Origin of the sequence: Adhaeribacter terreus (assembly GCF_042657365.1) — a bacterium.
In the GTDB taxonomy this organism is placed as follows: domain Bacteria; phylum Bacteroidota; class Bacteroidia; order Cytophagales; family Hymenobacteraceae; genus Adhaeribacter_A; species Adhaeribacter_A terreus.
This window is the reverse complement of sequence record NZ_JBHSKT010000001.1, coordinates 684,644-705,823: the sequence shown is the minus strand read 5'-3', so window position 1 is coordinate 705,823 and position 21,180 is coordinate 684,644. Positions and strand designations below refer to the sequence as shown.

Sequence of the window (21,180 nt, the reverse complement as noted above, 5' to 3'; positions counted from 1 at the left end):
TGCAAGATCATAGCGTTTTTACAATAGTAAGGCGGTTTTTACTTTTTCGGGTTAAAACAATAGCGTTTTCAACAGGTTAGCTTTACTAAAACACAGCTTGGTTTTTCGCAAATATTTTTATTCCTTCAGGCAACGTTTCGGAGTTTTTCTGCGACCTAACTATAAATCGCTCCCCCCCGCCTATGAAAACGCATCGTTTTTACTGCCTGCTTTTAACTTTTGGCCTTCTCACCAGCTTTTATGCACAAGCCCAAAAAGAAACAGATTACTGGTATTTTGGCAGCCGCGCCGGTTTACGATTCAAGGATGACAACCCGCTTATAGATATAAACAGTAAAGGCAGGGCGCGGGAAGGCTGCACGGCTATTTCCGACAGTTTGGGCAATTTGCTTTTCTATTCCGCCGGCGATACCATTTTCACTAGATTCCATACGAAAATGAGTAACGGCTGGTCTTTACATGGGCACCAGTCAGCTTCGCAATCTTCGGTAATTGTGCAGAACCCTTATTCGCTCAATCTTTATTACCTGTTTACTGTAGATGCTTTGGGCGGATCAAATGGCCTGAAATATTCTGTAATTGATGCGGGCGCTATGTTCGGGCAAGGCAGCGTACTCGCTAAAAATATTCCGTTAATAACGCCTGTTGCTGAGAAAATTACAGCGGTAGATCACCGTTATTCCCGGAATGCCTGGGTTATTGTGCACGGCTCGTCTACTCAGAACGATAAATTTTATGCTTACCGCATTACCCCCACCGGCGTAGATCCGAATCCGGTAGTAAGCCAGCCGGCCAATGCAATTTCGCACGCCGGAAGTTTCCCCAACAACAATGCGATCGGTTGCATGAAAGTATCGCCGGATGGCCGGAAACTGGCCCTGGCTATGCAGGAACTTAACCTGGTAGAACTTTATGATTTTGACGATGAAACCGGCATTATTTCCAACCCGCTCCGCATAACCGGATTAGCGAAAGCTTACGGAATCGAATTCTCGCGCGATGGCAGCAAACTGTATGTGAGCACCCAAAATACTACCGGGGTAGATATTGAACAGTTTAACCTGGAAGCTGGAAGCAAAGCTGCAATTATGGCTTCGCGGCGCACAGCACTTGGTACCAAATCTATTTTCCCAAGTTCACTGCAACTGGCCCGTAACGGAAAAATTTATGCTGCCAGCACCGAAACCGGCATCAACAACCGAAACATAAAAGTGCTGAATGTGCCCGATAGCATTGCCGGCAGCAAAAGTTTTTCACTGGGAAACCAGCCACTAAATACGCCAACCACTACGCCTTTCCGTACCAGCGAGCAGGGTTTACCTAACTTTAATCAAAGTTATTTGTGGGTGCCTTCATTCCTTTATAAAAACCAGTGCTCCGGGGATGTAACGGAATTTACCATGAAGATAAAACGGCAGATAAAGACGTTCTACTGGAATTTCGACGACCCAGATAGCGGCGCTGATAGTGTTTCTTTCCTTCCGAACCCAACACACCAATTTACCAAACCGGGTACTTACAACGTTACGCTTACGGCTGTTTTGCTGAACAACCGCACCCGCAGCACCACCATGGAGGTAGTAATTTATCCATCGCCAGATGCTGATCTGGGGCCTGAACAGGAAATTTGCGTGGGCGGTAAAATTCGCCTGAACGGTCCGGAAAAAATGATGAAATATAAGTGGAGCACCGGTTCCGACTCCGCAAGCATTACGGTGAGAAAACCCGGCACTTACTGGCTGGAAGTAAGATCGCAGAATGGTTGCGTTAGCCACGATACTATTACCATTACGCCCCTGCAAAACGCCCCGAAATTCTTCGACAAATACCTGTTTGAAACTTGCCCGTTCCGGGATGTAACCATAAAACCAATTGTGCGCGGCACCAACCATAGATGGAATACCGGCAGCAAAGACTCCGTGCTGGTGGTACGCCGCGAAGGCTGGTATGCACTGACCATGAATATCGGCGAATGTATTGTTTCAGATTCGGTGCAGGTAGTTTTCAAAGATTGTTCGGAAGATTTTATGGTACCGAACATCATTACCCCGAACGGCGACGGCCAGAACGAAACCTTTATGATTCGCGGTACCCTGCCGGGCGAATGGCATCTGCGCATTTACAACCGCTGGGGCACGCTGCTTTACGAAGACAAAGCTTACCGCAACAACTGGCCTGAAAAACCACCGGTAGATGGTACTTATTACTATATACTGCAAAAACCTGACACAAACGAGCAATACAAGGGCTGGTTTGAAGTTGCACACTAATTTCCGACACGTTGGTAATTGAAAAACGGTATCTTTTTCAACCGAAAAACTATGAGAACACGCTTATCGCTCCTTCCGCTTTTTCTGATGCTCACTGGTATTTTCCAGCCTTTATGGGCACAGCGCCAGACAGAAAACTGGTTCTTTGGTAACCAGGCAGCGCTGGAATTTTCTTCTGCTAAACCATCAAGCTTTTTTAGCAGCGCCATGATTTCCCCGGAAGGCAGCGCCACAATTTCTGATAAACAAGGAAACCTGCTTTTTTATACCGACGGGCAAACGATCTGGAACCGCCTGCACCAGCAAATGGCAAACGGCACCGGTTTATTGGGTAGCAACGGCTCCACGCAATCGGCATTAATTGTACCGCAACCCGGTAACGACTCGCTATATTATTTATTTACTTCTGATGAGAACATAGCCGGCAATTCTACCAATGGCATACGTTACAATATTATAAACATAAATGCCAATAACGGCCTGGGAGAAGTTTTAGCGAACAGCAAAAATCTTACGCTTACCGGCAGTGGCCCTATTTCTGAAAAACTGGCGGGCATCCATCATTTCAATAATCAAGATGTTTGGGTAATTGCCCACCGCTTTCAGAGTGTGGGCACGCAGGATTTTCTGGCTTATAAAGTTACGGCTACAGGTTTAGTTACTACGCCTGTTATCAGCACTATGGCTTCATTGCCAGTTGTTTCAGGCGGCGGGCATTTAAAAGCTTCCGTATCTGGCGATAAACTGGTCGCTACATTTACTGATTACGGCATCCAGGTTTTCAATTTCGATAATAAAACCGGTATGGTAAGCAACCCGCAAACTATTCCAAACCTGTTTCCGCGGCCTAATTCTAATTCCTATTACGGTGCTGAATTTTCGCCGGACGGACAGAAATTATATTATACCCGAAAAGATAGCCCGTTTAATATGCAGGTTTGGCAATATGATCTTGCCGGCGGTCCTTATGCTGCGGTAAACCTGATAAATAATACAGTTACAAGCGGATTGGGCAGCTTTATGGCGATGCAATTGGCCAACAACGGTAAAATTTACGTTACCCGCCATAGCACTACAGTGCTTTATGAAATTGCCAACCCCAATGTGCTGGGCAACGGTTGTAATTTGCAGGCAGCATCTTTCTTTCCTAATAATTTGCTGGCTTCGAGCAGTATGAATGGCTTTGGTTTACCGAATTTCATTCAGAGTTATCTTGCGCCGGCACGTTTTAATTTCAGCGGAGTTTGTGCCGAAAGCCCTACCGTTTTTTCGCTTGTAAATCCCGCTTCCGCCGATTCGGTTAACTGGAATTTCGGGGACCCGGCGAGTGTAACGCTCAATACCAGCAAGCAACTGCAACCAAGCCATACGTATAGCCTGCCCGGAACCTACAACGTAACATTAACGATCTACAGCCAGGGCTTTGCTTCGGTTTTTGAACGGCAGGTTACCATTCTGAACAAGCCATTGGTAGATCTGGGTCCGGATACAACGATCTGCGAAGGCCAGGCGCATACCCTGAAAAGCCGTTTCCCGCACAGCCCTTTCAACGAACGTTTTAAATGGAGTACAGGCGACACATCGGCTGCTATTTCGGTAACCCAGGCGGGCATTTACTGGCTGCAACTCAACAATGGCAAATGCACTACCAGCGATACTATCCGGGTCTATACCAAACCGGTACCAACAGTAGATCTGGGCGACGACTTTTTTACCTGCGGCAGTGCAACGCTTACTTTAGATGCCGGTAACCTAGGCGCTACTTATTTGTGGCAGCCCGGCGGCCAAACTACGCGAACCATAACGGTAAATACTACCGGCGCTTATAAAGTAACTGTAACCTCCGACAACGGCTGCTCTACCTCCGATACCAAAAACGTTTCGATGCTGGGATTGCCGGGTATGGATCTGGGCAACGATATTACTGCCTGCGAAGGCGAAATTATTACCTTACGCACCGGAATTCCGGAAACAGCCCCGGCAACTTTTTTATGGAACGACAACACCAGTGGCCGCGAAATGCAGGTTAGCAAAAGCGGAAAATACTGGGCCAGAATTTCGCGCGGAGGTTGCTCTTATACCGATACTATCAACGTAACCTTCAATTACTGTCCGCCGCCACCGCAGCCTTTTATTCCGAACATTGTAACTCCGAACGGCGATAATCTGAACGACAAGTTGACTTTTATAAACCTGCCGGAAGGCGACTGGAACGTGCGGATTTTTAACCGTTGGGGCATGCAGGTTTATGAGAAGAAAAACTATCGCAACGAATGGCCCGAAACAAAAATAAGCCACGGAAACTATTACTATATTTTCGAAAACCAACAAACCGGCAAGCAGTTTAAAGGCTGGGTAGAAATTTCGGAATAAAGAGCTTCATCATAAAAAAAGTGCTGCGAATTTAGTTTGCAGCACTTTTTTGCTTCTAAAGCATAGCGTTTTTCAAAAGCATTGTACTTTTTACCCCTGAAACGCTACCGTTTTAGCAATAAAAACTACCGGGCTTCTATGGAACCAAATTTGAACCGCAGGAAACCGAACGCAATAGATAAATACGGATTTTCGGTAGAAAAGAGACCTACCAGATCGCGGGTTGCCACCCCGAATTCATACATAGACGATACGAACGTGAAACCCAATGGAATGCTGGCGCCATAGCCGGCTCCAGCCGAAAATCCGGAACTTAGTTTAAGGTGCTCTGCTACTTTATAATCTACCCCCAAGCCCACAAAAGGATCTTCCAGGTTTCCGGCTACGTCGTTTAAGGGAATGGTAGCATCCAGGCCGGCTTCAAGAGTATTCGATAATTTATAGCCCACACCGGTGCGTAGTTTGGTTGGTAGTTTGCGTTTCAATTCGCTATCGGGTGAGAAGTTAAATTGACTATCGCTTCCGGTGCCGGCCAGGTCTATTACTTCTTCTAAAAAATCGAACGTTTCTATGCCATCGGAATTGGTTTTCTGAATGTACTGATCGTTGGCGGTAAGTAAATTGCCGCGCCATTTTATGCTGCCTATATCGGTAACAGAAAGGCTGGCTTTCACCTTCGTGCCAATTTCGGCAGCTACTCCCAGATCGAAACCATGTCCTTTGCCCACCGGTTTAAAAAAGCCTTCGCCAATATCGGTGGTATTGAAATTCGGATCGTTTACCAGGTCGCCATAATTCACATCGAACTTAGGCGATAAAGCGGTGTAGGCTGTTACATTTTCCGCGTCCACGGCAATTTCGATCACGCCAACGCCCTGCACTAATTTATAACCAATGCCCGCCTGTAATTTAAAACCCGGCGAACTTATAAGCTCTGCGCCATAAGCAAGATTCCATTCATTCAGGATCTGCATTTTTACAAAAGTCGGGTTCAGGGTTCTGCGGATGCCGATGGTGTCGCCGATCTGAAGATCCTGAAAGATGGGGGCATTCTGACCCAGGAACAGAATTTCTGAAGCATTTTTATTGAGCCCTAAATGCCCGGTTACCCGAATGCGGTTGCTGAAGGCAAAACCTCCAATTTTCGGAATATGAGTTGAAACTGCAAGCGTGGAAATATCGATGTTCAGGTTAAAAGCATCTTCGTTGTTGAACGCAGTCGCAAATTCACGTTTCTGTAGCGAGTCGAGCTTTTCGTCGGAATGGTAAATAAATTTATTAAGTTGCTCGTGTGTTAAAGATTTGGAACTCACGCCCGCCCCGATCTCCCCGATAGAAAAAGCAAAAAGCGCATTGTCTGACCGCCCGAGGATGGCAGGATTAATACCAACGGCCTGGTAATCGGTGGCGAACGTATTTATTACGCCGCCCCGGCCGGTAGCGGTAAAATTGTTAAGTTCGTTCTGAGCGCTGGCATTACCAGTTAAAAATATAGCCAACAGGCCCGCAAATGCTATTTTTTTCATCATCTTATTTCCGGGATAGTGGCTGAACTTCTACAAACAACTCATCTTAATTCATTTTTTTTGGGCCCGAGCTTTATTAAATCTGACAACACGAGTGAAACGGTATGTTTTTTGAACTGATCGCTGCGCATAAAAAAGAAAGAGTTTCGGGCTGGCTGCCATGGTAAGCTTACTGGTTCCTGCCGGTAAGCGCAGCCTGAATCTTAAAAAAAGGTTTTTACACGAACCTAAAAAGTAATTTAAAAACAGATATGCACAAGAAATTGTTTTTCGCTGCGGCCTTTGCAGCAGGTTTGTTTTTTTCTGACGCCAAAGCCCAGTCTATTTCTGTAGGTCCGCGTGTAGGAATAAACTTTTCGCACGTTGCGTTTACCGAAGGCGATGCCGGGCATAGAAATGCATTCAAATCTGACCAGGAAGATCTGACAGGGGCGCATGTTGGTATTGTTGCCAATTTAGGGCTCACCGAAATGCTTTCCATTCAGCCCGAAATTCTGTATTCGCAGAAAGGTCACCGTCACGAAGGCATTTATCGGCCCTGGAACACGCCTTACGAATACAAATACAGCCTTAATTACCTCGAAATACCAGTGCTGCTAAAAGCTACTTTTGGTTCAGAAAACCTGCATGCGTTTGTGAACGGTGGTCCTTACCTGGGTTATTTACTGGGTGGCAAAAATAATTACCTGATTGGCGGCAACGAATCTGAAACGGAGCTGGAACTGAAATACCGCAACGGTGTAAAACCGAACCGCAGCGATGTAGGTCTGGCTTTTGGCGGTGGTTTTGGCAGCAAGATCGGTCCGGGAAACCTGGCCCTGGAACTGCGTTACGGCCTTGGCCTTTCAGACCTGAACCAATACCAGCAAGAGCGCGACCCGCGCTGGCCCAAATATTCGAACCGCACGTTAGGCGTATCGGTAAGTTACCTGGTTCCGATACAATAAAATATTAAAAAATACGCTCTCACCCTACTAAGAACCGCCAGTATTTATTACTGGCGGTTTTTTTTATTCAAACCCTACCGTTTTTCATTCCCTTAATTAAACGCCGTGTTCACTAAAAACCAAGGTAACAAAGCTGCGGGCACTACATTTAAAAACGCTAAGTTTACGCCGTTGCAAAACATACACTTTCATCTAACCCTAATTTTATTATGAAAAAACACATTATAATGGCTGCAGCTTTGGCTGGCGGCTTATTCCTGGCACAATTGGAAGCAAAGGCGCAGGGCGCTTATGTAAAACTTGGTGGCGCTTATAACTTTGGCGTAGCATCCGAAAAAAACTATAACGAAACTGTTAATCAAACTGCCTCGATTGGCAATAACACTTTTAATGTTAGCTACGAAAAAGTAAATGTAAACTTCGGAAAAGGTATTGCAGCCGGCGGTACAATAGGTTATATGTTTAACCCACACGTAGGCGCTGAACTGGGAATTGGCTATCTGCTTGACGGTAAAAATGAGGTAAAGAGCACCCGTACCACAAATGGCGAAACCGATACGCACGAATCGGAGATGTCGTCGCGGATGTTGCTGTTACAGCCGGCGTTGGTAATTTCTGCTGGTATGGAAGGCATTAATCCATATGCGCGCTTTGGAATGATAGCCGCCACAGGAACTGTTACCGGAACCGATATTAGCATGGAAGACGGCGAAAAGTTTGAAGAGGAAAGTGAAGTAAGTGGTGGCTGGGGATTTGGCCTGCAGGCCGGCATTGGCGCAGAATTCAAACTGAGCGACAACATGGCTTTCTTCTCTGAAGTAACCATGAATAACCTGAGCTACTCTCCTGATAAAGGTGAAATTACGAACGCAACTTATAATGGCAGAGACGTTTTAGGCGAATACACTACTAACGACAAAGAAGTTGAATTTGTAGATGATCTTTCCTTCAGCAGCAATGACCAGCCATCCGAATCTCAACCCGATAAATCACTGAAATTCAATATGCCTTTCAGCTCAGTAGGCGTAGGTGTTGGCATTAAACTGAACTTCTAATTTCTATTAGCAATACCCAAACTTCTGAAAACGCCCCGGTTTCCGGGGCGTTTTTTTATGCCCAAACCCTACCGTTTTGTAAGCCCTTCCGGAGTTTTTTCTTAAATAATTTGCATCCTGTAAAAAACGGTATCATTTTCGGGCTGAAAAGTCTTAAAACTGAATTGCTGTGGCCAAAAGATTTCCGGTTGAATATTACGCAGAACGCATTTTAGCCCACGACCGGCTGGGTTTAAGCCGCGCCATTACGCTGGTAGAAAGCACCCTTCCCTCCGACCGCGAACTGGCCCACCGGGTAATGGATCTGGTGCTGCCTTACAGCGGAAACTCCGTGCGCATTGGTATAACCGGTGTGCCGGGCGTTGGTAAAAGCACGTTCATAGAAGCTTTCGGGAATTATGTAACCAACACTTTGGGTAAAAAACTGGCAGTGCTGGCCATTGACCCAACCAGTCAGAAAACCGGCGGCAGCATTCTGGGAGATAAAACCCGCATGGAAACCTTAGCCGGCAACAAAATGGCTTACATCCGTCCTTCGCCGGCGGGGCAGAGTTTAGGCGGCGTAACGCGCAGCACCCGCGAAAGTATTATGCTCTGCGAAGCAGCCGGTTTTGAAGTAATTTTTGTAGAAACCGTAGGCGTTGGGCAAAGCGAAACCGCGGTAAATGAAATGGTAGATTTTTTCCTTTTGCTGATGCTGGCCGGCGCCGGCGACGAGCTTCAGGGCATTAAAAAAGGGATCATGGAAATGGCCGATGCAGTAGTAATTACCAAAGCCGACGGACAAAATCTGCAAAAAGCTCGGGTAGCCCGCGCCGAATACCAAAGTGCCTTGCATTTATTTCCGCATGCCGCTTCGGGCTGGGTGCCTAAAGTTTCCATTTCTTCGGCGCTGGAAAATACCGGCATTTCAGAAATCTGGAAAACGATCGGATCGTATCTGGAACTGGTTAAAAACGGTAGCTTTTTCGAACAAAAAAGACAAAACCAAAATTTACACTGGCTTCACGAAAGCATTCGGCAAACTTTATTAGATCGCTTTTTTGCCAAACCTGAAGTCGTAAAAACGCTACCGGAATTGGAGCAAAAAGTGCTGAAAGGCGAAGTTTCGGCTTTTGCGGCGGCTGAAGAATTACTGCAATTGAGCCATTTGTAGCTATTGGCTTTTCATTAGATTCTGGATAATAATTTCCAAACAAAAACGCTTCCGGATTTCTCCGGAAGCGTTTTTTATTTGGGTTTAGTTTCGGTAAGGTCGTTCCGTTCCGGGTCTTCTTTCTGGTTCGGGAGCGGCATTTCCACCGCCAAAAGCCCGGATATTATACGTAAACACCACCATAAAATAGCGCTGCAATACGTTGGTTTCCACGTCTTCTATATAGGCACCGGTAATGTTGCGCTGAATGCTGTTGTTTTGGCTTAGCAGATCGAAACCGGTAAGTTTAATTTCGCCCTGGTTATTTTTAAAGAGTTTCTTTCCAACGGCGGCATTCCAGAGCAGATAGTTCTGATCAATTCCCTGGGCCAGGCCGTTATAAAACTGATGTGTAAGATCCGTTTGCAGGAACAAACCTTTCCAGATGATCCAGTTCAGGCGCAAACCGGAATTCTGGTTGAAATAATTATTATTGGATTTAGATTGTGAAGTATTCTCTACCAGGTTATAGCTCGGATTGGTAGAAATGGTAAAATCCAGGTTTTCGCTAATGTTGCTGCTTAATACAATGCCGGCACTATAAGCCTGCGTTTTAGCAAAATTCAAAAGCCCATCAATACGGCTTGGGTCGCGGGTAAAAATGGCCGAAGCATTAACGTTCAGGTTCGATTTCAGGAATGTAACCGGTATGCCATAATTAACGAACGAACGAATGCGGTAGAATCCATCAAAGTTTTCGGGGCGTGAAAGCTGCTTACCTGGCCCGAAATCTATGCCTCCCGGCAACGTATTGGCGCTTCTGGAAATAACAGAGCTGTTGGCAATGTAATTCTGAGCCACTTCACCGCTTACCATCCCAAAGAAATTGGTCGATTTTTCTGGATTAGCGCTCGAATAACGGAAAACCCCGAAATGCCGGTAATCCTGGCGCAACTCCGGGTTACCGGTAGTTAAAAGTTGCGGATTGGAATTATCGATCACGTTCTGCAACTGGTTTATTGACGGCGCATTTGTGCTGGTGCGGTAAAACAAACGCATATTTTTATCTTTCGTCAGGTTGTAACGCAGCATAGCTGAAGGCAACACATTATTGAATTTCCGGTCAATATTGGTTTGAAAAGGAAATTCCTGTTCGCTTTTCAGGCTTGCATATTGATACATACCCCGAACCATAAACTGCAGATCTTTGCTCGGATTATAACGATAGCCTAAACCAACCTGCTGCGTTAAATAATTGGAATTAAAAACGTTGGAAAGGCCCGGATTGAACAGTGTATAAGCTTTCTCTGCTTCGGAATAATCAGAGGTTCCCTGGTCGGCTTCGCTGCGGCGTAAGCTGGCGTTATAATCTACCGAAAGGCTGCTTTTATCGGTTAGCGGCTCTGTGTAGGTCAAATTAGCACCCAAAGTCGGGCTGAAGGAATTCAGGTCAGAAAACTGGTTCAGGAACGTAACCTGCAAGGTGTCCTGCACAAACGAACGCCCTTCCGAGAGCAAAAACCGCTCGCCGGAATTATCAGAAAAATCGGTATTGAAATTAGCCGAAAAAGTGCGGCCCCGCTTGGCAAACCGATGACGGTAAAGCAATTCGTTATTAAAGTTATAGCCCAACAAGTTCGTATTCAGATTTGATGAACTGCTGTTCAGGAATTCACCAAACTGGGAAGTTTGTCCGAAAAAGTTAGAAGTTCCATCGCTTTGCTGCAAGGTTAAGCGCGGCTGCCACCGGATCGAATTCATCGAGTCTATCTCCCACTCCATCCGGAAATTGAAACGGTGATTAATGTTCATGGCATCAGACCGGCTGGTTTCATTATAAACCTGGCCCGAATCTGTGCGCGACACATATTCCCGGAAAATTAACTGGTTGGCAACGTTATCGGTGGCGTTAAAGAAATAACTACCGGTTACATCTACCTTTTTGCCCCATTTATCGGCGTAGTTTAACCCAATGGCATGCGTTTTGGAAATGCCGTTGCGGGTGCTCACCTGAAAATCGGAAGCGCCGCCGCCATTGCCGTTCCAGCTGCCACCAGGGCCGCCACCCGGCCGGCCGCCCATGCCGCCTCTGCCGCCGCGACCACCTTGTCCACCGCCACCGGAAACGCCCAGCAGATCGGAAGAAGAGAAATTCTGCTGGTTGATGTTGTTGGTTTGCCCGATTATGGTAACCCGACGGTCGCCATTCATAAAATTGATGTTGCCGCCCGCCTGGTAACGGTTATCGGTGCCGGCGCCGGCGTACACTTTCCCGAACTTGCCGTTGCGCATGTTCGGTTTGGTTACAATGTTTATGGTTTTGGAAGTATTGCCATCGTTAAACCCGCTGAACCGCGATTGTTCGCTTTGCTGGTCGAAGATCTGGATCTTGTCGATCACTTCGGCCGGTAAATTGCGCAAAGTTGCGGCAGCATCGTCGCCGAAAAACTCTTTGCCGTCTACCAGCACTTTCTTTACTTCCTCGCCCTGCGCCTGTACTTTGCCATTTTGCATGGTTACGCCGGGCACTTTCTGCACCAGATCTTCGGCGCTGGCATCAGGGTTGGTTTTAAAGGCTTTGGAATTGAATTCGGAAGTATCGCCTTTCTGCACCGCCGTAGCCGCGCGGCCCACAATTTCCACCTCTTTCAGGCGCTTGGCATCTTCTTCTACGCCAATATTGCCCAGATCTATTGGCAAAGCTGCTACCTGAATCACGCGGCGGTAAGGTTTATAACCCAGATACAATACTTTCACCGCATAGCGCCCGATAGCCACATCCGAAAAAGCAAAACGGCCATCCAGATCGGTTTGCGCGGGTTTTAAGGTTGAATCGGGTAAAGAAACGAGCAGTACCTGCGCAAAAGAAACGGGTGCCTGGGTGGCTTTATCGGTAATTCTTCCGGAAACGGTTACGCCTTGGGCGAATGAAAATTGAGCAGTGAAGCTTAAAAACAGGAAAACAAAAAAAGATCTCATAGATGCACTAAACGCAGATTTGCCGGTTTAGATGTAGTTTAAAGGTGAAGGTTTAAAGCGGGTTTGAGTTTTTGGGGCTTCTACCCTACCGTTTCTTCCAGTGTAACCATGGCTCTATGGCAGATCCCGCCCAACGGCGGATTGAATTTATAGATGTTCACTTTCACCTTTTTCACTTTCGGGAAGTTCTGCACAACATGTTCAATTACCCGGTGGCCGATGTGTTCTAAAAGCCGGGCCGGTTGCTTCATTTGCTCGAGCACGATGCGGTAAAGCGTTTCGTAGTTCACGGTTTCGTGCAGGTCATCGGAAGCGGCGGCGGCGTGCAGGTCGGTTTCGATGTAAAGGTCTACGCCGTATTTGTTTCCGATCTTTTGTTCTTCGTCGTAAAAACCGTGAAAGGCAAAAAATTCCATGCCTTCTAATGCGATCTGGCCCATAGGTTAATATGCTGATTATTTAAGGTGTTAATGTGCTGTTTTGGAAATGTGAAGATGGGGAAATTATTTGCTTCGGGAAAAAGAAATCTTTTTTAAAGGAGAAATTTCATATCCTAGAAGCAACCTTTGTTTCCATTTTTCCGACCTGAATAAAAGACTTTGAAAAGCTTACTTCCTGCTTATGAAAAAAATCTACCTCATTCTTCTTCTGAGTTTTTTATGCTTTTTCCATAAAGTTTTTGCTCAGACACCAACCTGGCAATGGGCCCAGGCTGCTATTGGAAGTCAAGGTTTAGTAGCACAAAACGGAATTGGAGTAGATGCAGCCGGCAATACTTACATTACGGGTTACGGCTATACTTCAAACGGAATAAATTTTGGGAATACGACTTTGCCACCCATAGGGATGTTTTTAGCCAAGTATAATGCCGCAGGAAAACTGGTTTGGGCAAAGCATCGTACCACCAGCACGCCAATAGCCCTTTATACCGATGCAGCCGGTAATGGCTACATAACCGGGAGGTATAGGGATACGCTCAGAGCGGGCAATACAACATTCTTGTGCCAGGGTTTTTCCGACATCTTTGTGATGAAATTCGATAGTGCCGGGAATATGGCCTGGGCCAGGAAAGCCGGAGGCCCTGGGTACCCTCCCGGGTTTCCTCCTCCAATCCTTTCTGAAGATGAAGGTAGATCTATAGCTGCTGATACTGCCGGCAATGTTTACGTAAGTGGGTTTTACTTTGCCACGCAAAATACTACGGCCACGTTCGATTCCATTTCTTTTTCTATACCGGCTAATTCGCCGATTAATTATGACTACGGTTTTTTAGCGAAATACAATGCATTTGGGCACATCCAATGGGTACGAAGACTTGATTTTAGAGGGCATAGGCCGGAAGTTACTGTTTCAGTAAATAAAAAAGGCGATTGCTTCGTTACGGGTTATTTTGGAGATACGCTTTATTTGAGCAACAATGTTAAACTCGGGAGTAAGGGCAGATCAGATGCGTACTATGCACGCTACAATACGAATGGTAATCTGATATGGGCCAAAAGCTTCGGCGGTGCAGATGACGAATTCAACCAAAGAATATCTGTAAATAAACAAGACGAATGTTTTTTGAGCGGCACTTTCAATAGTCCAAACCTGCCGATCGGAAATACCTCTCTTTCCGGATCGACAAATAGAGGGACCGTGTATATAGCGAAATGCGACAGCAGCGGCAACATTATCTGGGCAACGCAAACTACCGGTTCCGGCTCCATCGGAGACTCGGACATGGCAATAGACACCGCTGGAAATGCTTATTTAGCCTCTTCGTTTACGGGTACGGTAACGATCGGGCAGCAAACCATAACTGCCAGCAGCGGTACAGGTTCATTGGCCGTGAGTAAATGGAGCAGTTCGGGTGTACCTTTATGGGCCGTTACGGCGCAAGGCCGCAGCGGCTCCTTTCATATTGCTGCGGGCGGCGCCCCAGATGTATGTTACATATCCGGTGATTTTGAAGGTAGCCTTGGTTTAGGTATTCACTCCTTATATTCCCAAAATTTTGGTGTTTTTGCAGCTAAACTCAACAGCAACCCAACTAGTATTTCTGAAGCCTTCAGCCAGGAACTTTTCCCTTTACCCGAATCCGGCGCAAAACGTGCTGTTTCTGAACCTGCCGGAAGCAAAAGGAATTGTTCAGATGCAGCTTACCGATATGCAGGGCAGAACCGTACTTTCCCGGCAAATGCAAGCTAACAGTGAAATGAAACTCGAACTTCCGGAACTGGCTCAAGACATGTATATTTTATCAGCGCAGACAGGCAAGCAGATTCTTAGAAAGAAAGTAATGCTTGATTAGATTTCTAACTGAAAGCTATAAAGTCCGGTTTGCGAATGCAGGCCGGACTTTTTTGTATCCAAAGCATAGCATTTTTGTGCATGGTTTGGAATTGCGGCGTTAGGGTTTATTTGTTTACATAAATGGGCTTAGTAAAATAAACCTTTAGGAATAGCTCAGAAGTTTATTTGATGCAAAGCAACCTTTGTTTGAATTATTCCGACCTGTTAAAAAGCAAATATTTCTATGAAGAAAATACTACTGCTGCTCTTTTTGAGTTTTCTGTGCTTTTTCCATACCGTTTTTGCTCAAACCCCAACCTGGCAATGGGCACAAGCCGGTGCAGGCAATAATAGTGGCATGGAATCAAGGGGCACAGGTATTGATGCCGCCGGCAATATTTATGCTGCTATTTTGGGACTTTCCACGGGTGGTGTTTCATTCGGGAACATCAACCTGCCATCCGAATACATGTACTTAGTGAAATACAACAAACATGGCCAGGTGAAATGGGCGAAAGCTATTGCTAATTGCAGGCCGAATGCGCTAAGCACAGACGCCGCCGGCAATAGTTATGTTACTGGGGATTTTCTGGATTCGACAACAATCGGATCTACCACGCTGATCTGCAATGGGGTAAAAGATATTTTTGTAGCGAAATTCGACAGTTCAGGCAATGCGTTATGGGCTAGAAGAGCCGGAGGGCCGGGCTTTCCGAGTTTGCCGTTTTACTATTCCGATGAAGATGTAGGAAAGGCAATTGCCGTAGATACTGCCGGAAACTGTTACGTAGGTGGCCATTTCTTCATCTCCAATTTTCAAACCAGCGCTCACAACTACGTTACCTTCGATACCATTACCTATTCGCTACCCGCATCCTATAATAATTACAGAAGATTTAGTTTCCTTGCTAAATACAATGCTGCCGGGCATATACAGTGGATGCGCCGGGTAGAAACAAAAAAGCCTGATGAGGCTTTTCTCGATATGGCTATTAGCAAACAAGGTAATTTATTTGTAATTGGAGCAATGTACGATACTTTAACCTTTAACAATCAGCCACCACTAATCAGTCACGGCTCCGATGATGGATATTATGCTCGTTTCGACCCGAACGGCAACCCAATTTAGGCCAAAAGCTTCGGAAGTATAGACATGGAATATCTGGGTGGAATTGCCGTAGATGCACAAGAGCAATGCTATCTGACAGGGTCTTTTAGCAGTTCAACGCTGCAAATTGGCAATTTCACGCTTACTGGTTCACCCCAACGAGCAACCGCCTATGTAGCTAAAATAGACAATAGCGGCAACGTAGTCTGAGCTTCTCAAAACACCGGTTCAGGCTCTATGGGCGATACCGATATTGCCCTGGATTCTGCCGGAAATGTCTACGTAAGCGCCTGGTATAACGGAACGGTGAATATTGGTCAACAAACACTTATAGCCAATACTCCGAGCGGTTCGACCTTAGTAAGTAAATGGAACAATGCAGGTATGCCCCTATGGGCTGTTTCAACGCAAGGGCTTAGCTACGTCAGCAAAATTGCCATAGATAAAAATACAGGCGATGGGTACCTGAGCGGCGATTTTAGTAAGGGTATCGGTTTTGGTCCGCATTATGTAAATGCGCCAGACGGCGGGTTTTTCCTGGCAAAATTCAGCAGTAACCCTACTGGTATTGCTGAAGCTTTCAGCCAGGAACTTTCTATTTACCCGAACCCGGCGCAAACTGTGCTGTTCCTAAACCTGCCGGAAGCAAAGGGAATTGTTCATGTGCAGCTCACCGATATGCAAGGTAAAACCGTACTTTCCCGGCAAATAACAGCTGCCGCGGAAATGAAACTGGAACTGCCGGAGCTGTCAAAAGGCATGTATATTTTGCAAGCGCAAACGGCTAAACACGTTTTGAGGAGGAAAGTAGTTATTGAGTAAGTTAAAGCAACTTCAATAAACAAAAAAGCAGCTCTAGAAATGGAGCTGCTTTTTTGTTTATTAATACTTATGTCTAAAATCTAATGTCTCTTCTACAAATCATCGAAGAACGACGTTTCGGCCAATTGTTTCTCTTTCTGAAAAACCGGGTTTTTACCTGGCTCAGTTAATGGCGGCTGAATTTCCGGTGTGTTTGGAGTTAAAGGCTGAATTTCCGGCACTGGTCTTTCAATTTCTGGCGCCGGAATATGCGGAATATCTTTTTCCGGGTTTGGAACGGTTGGAGAAGGAATATTCGGCACCGGTGTTTCGGGTTGCGGAATTTCTGGTTTTGGCGGCGTTACCTCTGGCGTGGCCGGGTTTGTGCTTGGCTCCGGTCTGGTGCTTGGCAGAATTTCCGGCTGAATTACGGGTTCCAAAGGAACCGGCTCTTGCGGCTGCGTAGGCTTTTCGCGCTCCGGCATGGTAGAAGGTGCTGTTCCCGGCGAAGTAGATGGCGTAGGTGCAGCTGTTCTTTCCGGCGTAGGGTTTTGAATAGGCGAACCCGGAATGGATTCTTCGCTGCCGCCACCTGCATTGGCAACCACAGAAGCGCTTACCGGCATTGCTTCCGGCGTTTTATAAGTATTGGCTTTTGGCGTATTCTGCGCAATTGGTTTCAGCTGCAGATCGCCGAAGAGTTCTTTATCCATTTCTATTTCTTTCACCTTTACATTGGCGGCCCGGCTCATGATACTGGATAAAGATGCTTTAGGTTTTGCCTGGCTTTTTTCCACTTTGTCGAGGGCATCGGTAGCAAGGTGTTTCAGTTCGCGCACCAGGTTTTCTACGTAGCTTTCTACGCGCTCGTGCTCCTGTTCCAGGTGTTTTACTTCGGCCTGCATTTCGGCAATGGCTTTTTCAGACTGCTTGTAGGCGTCTTCTATCAGGGAGCGGGCTTTCTGGCGGGCTTCGTTCATCAGCTGGTCGGCTTTGAACTGGGCTTCGCGGAGTTTCAGATCGGCTTCTTTGTTGGCTTGTTCCTGGATGCTGGCGCTGGTATCTTCGGCCGTTTTCAGAGTTTTATATAAGCTGCTTTCTACTTCACGCATTTTCTGCACTTCGCGGGTAGCTACTTCCAGTTTCATTTTGAAGTCTTTATTCTCATCGTTCATCTTTTCCCACTGCTGCGAGAGCGTGAGCAGAAACGCCTGAACTTCGTCTTTATCTACCCCTCTGAATGCTTTCTCAAACGTTTTCTGCCGAATTTCTAACGGTGTTATCTTCATACCTCTTTAATTTAATATCCCAAACCGAAATGGTGCGGTCATCGCTACACGAAACTAATGCATTTTCGTGGCCTGACCAAAATAATTTATTGACCGATGTTCCGTGCCCGGCGTGCCGCGCTTTGTCTATCACTTTGAGTAGCTTAAAGCTGGCTGCATCCCACACTTTTATGCTTTTATCCATGCTGCAGGTGGCAAAATACTTCCCATCGGGGCTGAACGCAATATGATTTATGGTGAACATGTGCGCAATGATGCTGGCGTGTTCTTCATAATTTTTTTCTGCGTTCCAAACCCGTAAATGCGCATCGCGGCTGCCGCTTAACAGGTATTTACCGTCGGGGGTGTACGCAACCGTGAAAACCGAGTTGGCATGCGCTTCAATTTCCTGCTTCAGTTTAAGCGTACCGGCATCAAAAATTTTAATGCTGTGGTCGGAATAACCCGCGGCCAGTTCGTTCCTTGCTTCGTTTAAAGCTAAACACCGCAGACTTTTGCCATTGCCTTTCACCACTTTTTTCACCGAAAACGATAGCGTTTTATCCGTTTCTATTTCCACCAGACTGCCATCGGCCAGGCCGGCGTAGAGTTTCTGGTTCATTTCGGAATAAGCCAGTTCGAAGATGGAAACCGGTGGCATGGCAACGGTATGAACCAGTTTTTTGGTTCCCGGCGATACCACTTGCAGGCTTTTAAAATTCTGCCCGATCACAAGCAGATCTTTATCGGCTAAATATTTTAACGCGTAAACCGAACTGTTGGCGTTCGCAATTAAGTCACCGTTTTCGGGGTTGTTCAGATCCCAGGCAACCACAAAACCATCGCCGGCGGCTGAGAAGAAAATATTTTCCTGGCCCGAGCGTTCGAGGGTATACACGCAGTCGCGGTGCCCGGTTAAAGTGGCGGTTTTGGTAACTTCCAGCGGACTGGCCATTTTTGAATACAGAATTGGTTTTATTTTATAAATTTACAAAGTTTCGGGCGAAGTACGGATTTTATTTTCCTTTCGGGCCAACCAAAACCTTGTTTTATTTGTCTAGCTGAAAAAACAGCTTCAAGCTGGTTTGTAAAAACTGCAAAAACCCGATCAAAATTCCCGTGCCGCTTACCGACCTCCGCGAAATTAACGATGCTACTTTTTTAGGTTTCTGGCAAATTACCGAAACCACAGAAGAACTAACGCTGCTCTTCCGAAAATTGCGCCCACAGCAGGAAATTCCGCAGTTTAAAAGCCAGCAGCGGCAGCTGGAATGGCTTGCCAGCCGCATTCTGGCATACCTCCTTTTGCAGGATTTTACTCCCGAACCTTTCGAAATTTCTTCGAACGAAAACGGCAAACCCGAATTTTCCGGCACGACTTACGAAGCTTCTATTTCCCAAAGCGGCGGGTTAGTGGCCGTGCTGCTTTCCGATACTTTTGAAGTTGGCATAGATATTGAAATTATCAGAGAAAAGATCCTGAAAATAGCTTCTAAATTCCTGAGCGACAAGGAACTGCAACAAGCCGATCAGGATCTGAAGAAAACCTGTTTGTATTGGAGCGCCAAAGAAACTTTGTATAAAATGTACAGCCGCAAAAAGTTGCTGTTCAAAGAAAACTTGGCAGTAGGTCCGGTTCCGGCAGTAGAAAAAGGTGTTTTGCAGGGCGAAGTGCTGCTTCATAACTTTCAGCGGAATTTTACCGTTCACTTCGAAAATTTCGATAATTTCATGCTTACATACTGCCTGGCTTCACCCGAAAATGAAAATTAAACTTATGAAAGCATTTAGTTCTGTATTCGTTTTTTTATTGCTTTCGCTCAACGTTTTAGCGCAGAGTGGTTACCAGCTGGGCCAGAAAGTAGCCGATTTCACGCTGAAAGATGCAAACGGCCGGCAGGTTTCGCTGCATGATTTTGCGGGCACCAAAACAGTAGTGCTGGTTTTTACCAACAACCTTTGCCCTTACTCCAAACTCTACGAAAACCGCCTGGTAAGCCTGAATAATACGTACCAGAACCGCGGCGTAAGATTCCTTTTCATAAACCCGGCCATTGGCGCAGAAGACGGTGAAACGGTAGCTGATATGGCCAAAAAAGTAAGCGAGCGTAATTACACATTCCCGTATTTAGCCGACGAAGGTCAGAAAATCAGCCAGCAATTTGGCGCCACCAAAACCCCGGAAGTTTTTGTATTACATGGCGCCGGCAAAGATTTTATTCTGAAATACAAAGGCGCTATTGACGATAATCCGCAGCTGGAAAGTGGCGTGAAAGATACCTACCTCCGCAACGCCATAGAAGCCGTGCTGAACGACCGCAATGTGCAGGCTTTCGATAAACGGGCAACGGGTTGTTTGATCAAGAAGTATTGATTAATGATTAATGATTAATTGTTTTTAATCTGTAAACCATAGCGTTTTAAAACAGAAACCCGCAGCCGGAAATTCAGTTGCGGGTTTTTCGTGCTAAAAGCATAGCGTTTTTTATTCTTCGTCCTCTTCGCCGGAAATATTCAGGTTGTCTTTATCATCAGTAATAGCATCGAGGAGCATGGTTACTTCGGCGGCTTTTTCCAGGTCGTTCATTTTTTCGAAGCTGAAAGCTAGGTTACGGAGGGAACGCTGCACAATGGCCAGATTGCCGCAGGGTTCATAAAATATCTCTACGGGGTTCAGGTTCAGTTGCAGCAGGTAATTATCAATATCGGTTTTGGTTAAAATCAGGCCTTTATTGTATACGTTAATGTAAAACTGATCCAGAATTTCGTGTTTATAGGTAAGGACAAACAAATTCGGCAGGTTTACGCCATATACCGGCAAGCCAAGTTTCTGAGCAATGGTCAAATAAATTACGCAAAGCGTTAACGGATTTCCACGTTTCGATTCCAGCACCAAATGCAACATGGAGTTGGATGGGGCATGAAAATTAACCGTATTCGCCGAAAATTTATTGATCTTGAAAAACGCATGATTCAGGGCTTTTACCTGGTCGTAAGGATGCATTTCGGGTTTCACGTGCAGCCAGGCTTCGTAATAGATCTGTTCGATCGCTTTGGTGATGCTGGCAAATTCTACGTCCGGATATTGGTATGTATTCACGAGCCAGATGCCCCGAATCAGATCCGTTGCGCCTTCTTCTTTCCAGGCAATTAAGCGGCTTTTTAACGCTGAAAACTGCAGGTTATGAATGAGGTCTTCGAGCTTTTTCTGAAAATCAGGACTTAGGGTTTCTTCCCAGGCTTCTTCCAGAAAAGGAATAATAGCATCGCCTAAGCTGTTTATTTGTTCGCCCACATGCCGGCTGATCTCCGGGTCTTCATCTTCCAGCAGCGATATCAGCGCTTTTATTTCTTTGTTGGTCAAACTTCGTCAATTAAAAATTAGAAATTAAAAATTAGATATTTATCAGAATACGAAATTAAAAATGCCGCGTTATTACAAGC

Annotated in this window: 17 protein-coding genes; 11 read left to right on the top strand and 6 right to left on the bottom strand. The window is 46.0% G+C overall.

Annotated features, from left to right (window positions below; all coding sequences use genetic code 11):
• Positions 1-182: 182 nt before the first annotated feature.
• Together ACFPIB_RS02850 and ACFPIB_RS02845 are read left to right on the top strand one after the other, a co-directional pair.
• Positions 183-2,270, top strand: a complete 2,088-nt coding sequence (locus tag ACFPIB_RS02850) for a T9SS type B sorting domain-containing protein (RefSeq protein WP_378015909.1) — start codon at positions 183-185, stop codon at positions 2,268-2,270.
• 51 nt (positions 2,271-2,321) lie between these two features.
• Positions 2,322-4,643: a T9SS type B sorting domain-containing protein gene (locus ACFPIB_RS02845; protein WP_378015908.1), complete on the top strand. Its 2,322-nt coding sequence runs from the start codon at positions 2,322-2,324 to the stop codon at positions 4,641-4,643.
• Between the two features lie 125 nt (positions 4,644-4,768).
• On the opposite strand, the gene ACFPIB_RS02840 is transcribed toward ACFPIB_RS02845, so the two are convergent.
• A complete protein-coding gene (locus ACFPIB_RS02840) occupies positions 4,769-6,172 on the bottom strand; it encodes a DUF5723 family protein (protein WP_378015907.1) in 1,404 nt (467 codons plus the stop codon).
• Between the two features lie 248 nt (positions 6,173-6,420).
• Here ACFPIB_RS02840 and ACFPIB_RS02835 point away from each other — a divergent pair, with 248 nt between their 5' ends.
• The 3 genes from ACFPIB_RS02835 to meaB all read left to right on the top strand — a co-directional run bounded on the left by ACFPIB_RS02835 (position 6,421) and on the right by meaB (position 9,327).
• Entirely contained in the window at positions 6,421-7,116 is a 696-nt protein-coding gene (locus tag ACFPIB_RS02835) for a porin family protein (protein WP_378015906.1), read from the top strand.
• Positions 7,117-7,325: 209 nt separating this feature from the next.
• Entirely contained in the window at positions 7,326-8,171 is an 846-nt protein-coding gene (locus ACFPIB_RS02830) for an outer membrane beta-barrel protein (protein WP_378015905.1), read from the top strand.
• Between the two features lie 169 nt (positions 8,172-8,340).
• The gene (meaB, locus tag ACFPIB_RS02825) at positions 8,341-9,327 is read left to right on the top strand and encodes a methylmalonyl Co-A mutase-associated GTPase MeaB (RefSeq protein ID WP_378015904.1); all 987 of its coding nucleotides are present in this window, start codon (positions 8,341-8,343) and stop codon (positions 9,325-9,327) included.
• Positions 9,328-9,411: 84 nt separating this feature from the next.
• On the opposite strand, the gene ACFPIB_RS02820 is transcribed toward meaB, so the two are convergent.
• Together ACFPIB_RS02820 and folB are read right to left on the bottom strand one after the other, a co-directional pair.
• Positions 9,412-12,285 carry an outer membrane beta-barrel protein gene (locus tag ACFPIB_RS02820; protein WP_378015903.1) on the bottom strand — a complete coding sequence of 958 codons (2,874 nt, stop codon included), beginning with the start codon at positions 12,283-12,285 and terminating at the stop codon, positions 9,412-9,414.
• Between the two features lie 80 nt (positions 12,286-12,365).
• Positions 12,366-12,725, bottom strand: coding sequence for a dihydroneopterin aldolase (gene folB, locus ACFPIB_RS02815; protein WP_378015902.1), 360 nt, complete (start codon positions 12,723-12,725; stop codon positions 12,366-12,368).
• Positions 12,726-12,906: 181 nt separating this feature from the next.
• On the opposite strand from folB, the gene ACFPIB_RS02810 reads away from it, so the two are divergent.
• The 4 genes from ACFPIB_RS02810 to ACFPIB_RS02795 all read left to right on the top strand — a co-directional run bounded on the left by ACFPIB_RS02810 (position 12,907) and on the right by ACFPIB_RS02795 (position 16,489).
• Positions 12,907-14,475 carry a hypothetical protein gene (locus ACFPIB_RS02810; RefSeq protein ID WP_378015901.1) on the top strand — a complete coding sequence of 523 codons (1,569 nt, stop codon included), beginning with the start codon at positions 12,907-12,909 and terminating at the stop codon, positions 14,473-14,475.
• Positions 14,378-14,578, top strand: coding sequence for a T9SS type A sorting domain-containing protein (locus tag ACFPIB_RS02805; RefSeq protein WP_378015900.1), 201 nt, complete (start codon positions 14,378-14,380; stop codon positions 14,576-14,578). The genes ACFPIB_RS02810 and ACFPIB_RS02805 overlap by 98 nt, the downstream gene beginning before the upstream one ends.
• A gap of 225 nt (positions 14,579-14,803) precedes the next feature.
• A complete protein-coding gene (locus ACFPIB_RS02800) occupies positions 14,804-15,688 on the top strand; it encodes an NHL repeat-containing protein (protein ID WP_378015899.1) in 885 nt (294 codons plus the stop codon).
• Positions 15,689-15,904: 216 nt separating this feature from the next.
• Entirely contained in the window at positions 15,905-16,489 is a 585-nt protein-coding gene (locus ACFPIB_RS02795; RefSeq protein WP_378015898.1) for a T9SS type A sorting domain-containing protein, read from the top strand.
• 92 nt (positions 16,490-16,581) lie between these two features.
• Here ACFPIB_RS02795 and ACFPIB_RS02790 read toward each other — a convergent pair whose 3' ends face one another.
• Positions 16,582-17,757, bottom strand: coding sequence for a DivIVA domain-containing protein (locus ACFPIB_RS02790; protein ID WP_378015897.1), 1,176 nt, complete (start codon positions 17,755-17,757; stop codon positions 16,582-16,584).
• A complete protein-coding gene (locus tag ACFPIB_RS02785; RefSeq protein WP_378015896.1) occupies positions 17,717-18,691 on the bottom strand; it encodes a WD40 repeat domain-containing protein in 975 nt (324 codons plus the stop codon). The genes ACFPIB_RS02790 and ACFPIB_RS02785 overlap by 41 nt, the downstream gene beginning before the upstream one ends.
• A 164-nt stretch (positions 18,692-18,855) precedes the next feature.
• Here ACFPIB_RS02785 and ACFPIB_RS02780 point away from each other — a divergent pair, with 164 nt between their 5' ends.
• On the top strand, positions 18,856-19,509 hold the full coding sequence (locus ACFPIB_RS02780; protein ID WP_378015895.1) for a 4'-phosphopantetheinyl transferase family protein: 654 nt from the start codon (positions 18,856-18,858) through the stop codon (positions 19,507-19,509).
• A 4-nt stretch (positions 19,510-19,513) separates the two neighbouring features.
• Complete coding sequence (locus ACFPIB_RS02775) at positions 19,514-20,110, top strand: thioredoxin family protein (protein WP_378015894.1); 597 nt, start codon at positions 19,514-19,516, stop codon at positions 20,108-20,110.
• A 111-nt stretch (positions 20,111-20,221) separates the two neighbouring features.
• On the opposite strand, the gene ACFPIB_RS02770 is transcribed toward ACFPIB_RS02775, so the two are convergent.
• Positions 20,222-21,100 (bottom strand): transglutaminase-like domain-containing protein, encoded by an 879-nt coding sequence (locus ACFPIB_RS02770; RefSeq protein ID WP_378015893.1) that lies wholly within the window; start codon positions 21,098-21,100, stop codon positions 20,222-20,224.
• Positions 21,101-21,180 lie beyond the last annotated feature (80 nt).

What these genes read in the sequence shown, in the direction of transcription:
- ACFPIB_RS02830 (WP_378015905.1), top strand. Translation starts at nt 7,326, where the DNA reads ATGAAAAAACACATTATAATGGCTGCAGCTTTGGCTGGCGGCTTATTC.
- ACFPIB_RS02850 (WP_378015909.1), top strand. Translation starts at nt 183, where the DNA reads ATGAAAACGCATCGTTTTTACTGCCTGCTTTTAACTTTTGGCCTTCTC.
- ACFPIB_RS02845 (WP_378015908.1), top strand. Translation starts at nt 2,322, where the DNA reads ATGAGAACACGCTTATCGCTCCTTCCGCTTTTTCTGATGCTCACTGGT.
- ACFPIB_RS02800 (WP_378015899.1), top strand. Translation starts at nt 14,804, where the DNA reads ATGAAGAAAATACTACTGCTGCTCTTTTTGAGTTTTCTGTGCTTTTTC.
- ACFPIB_RS02840 (WP_378015907.1), bottom strand. Translation starts at nt 6,172, where the DNA reads ATGATGAAAAAAATAGCATTTGCGGGCCTGTTGGCTATATTTTTAACT.
- ACFPIB_RS02785 (WP_378015896.1), bottom strand. Translation starts at nt 18,691, where the DNA reads ATGGCCAGTCCGCTGGAAGTTACCAAAACCGCCACTTTAACCGGGCAC.
- ACFPIB_RS02775 (WP_378015894.1), top strand. Translation starts at nt 19,514, where the DNA reads ATGAAAGCATTTAGTTCTGTATTCGTTTTTTTATTGCTTTCGCTCAAC.
- ACFPIB_RS02835 (WP_378015906.1), top strand. Translation starts at nt 6,421, where the DNA reads ATGCACAAGAAATTGTTTTTCGCTGCGGCCTTTGCAGCAGGTTTGTTT.
- folB (WP_378015902.1), bottom strand. Translation starts at nt 12,725, where the DNA reads ATGGGCCAGATCGCATTAGAAGGCATGGAATTTTTTGCCTTTCACGGT.
- ACFPIB_RS02810 (WP_378015901.1), top strand. Translation starts at nt 12,907, where the DNA reads ATGAAAAAAATCTACCTCATTCTTCTTCTGAGTTTTTTATGCTTTTTC.
- ACFPIB_RS02790 (WP_378015897.1), bottom strand. Translation starts at nt 17,757, where the DNA reads ATGAAGATAACACCGTTAGAAATTCGGCAGAAAACGTTTGAGAAAGCA.
- ACFPIB_RS02820 (WP_378015903.1), bottom strand. Translation starts at nt 12,285, where the DNA reads ATGAGATCTTTTTTTGTTTTCCTGTTTTTAAGCTTCACTGCTCAATTT.
- ACFPIB_RS02795 (WP_378015898.1), top strand. Translation starts at nt 15,905, where the DNA reads ATGGGCGATACCGATATTGCCCTGGATTCTGCCGGAAATGTCTACGTA.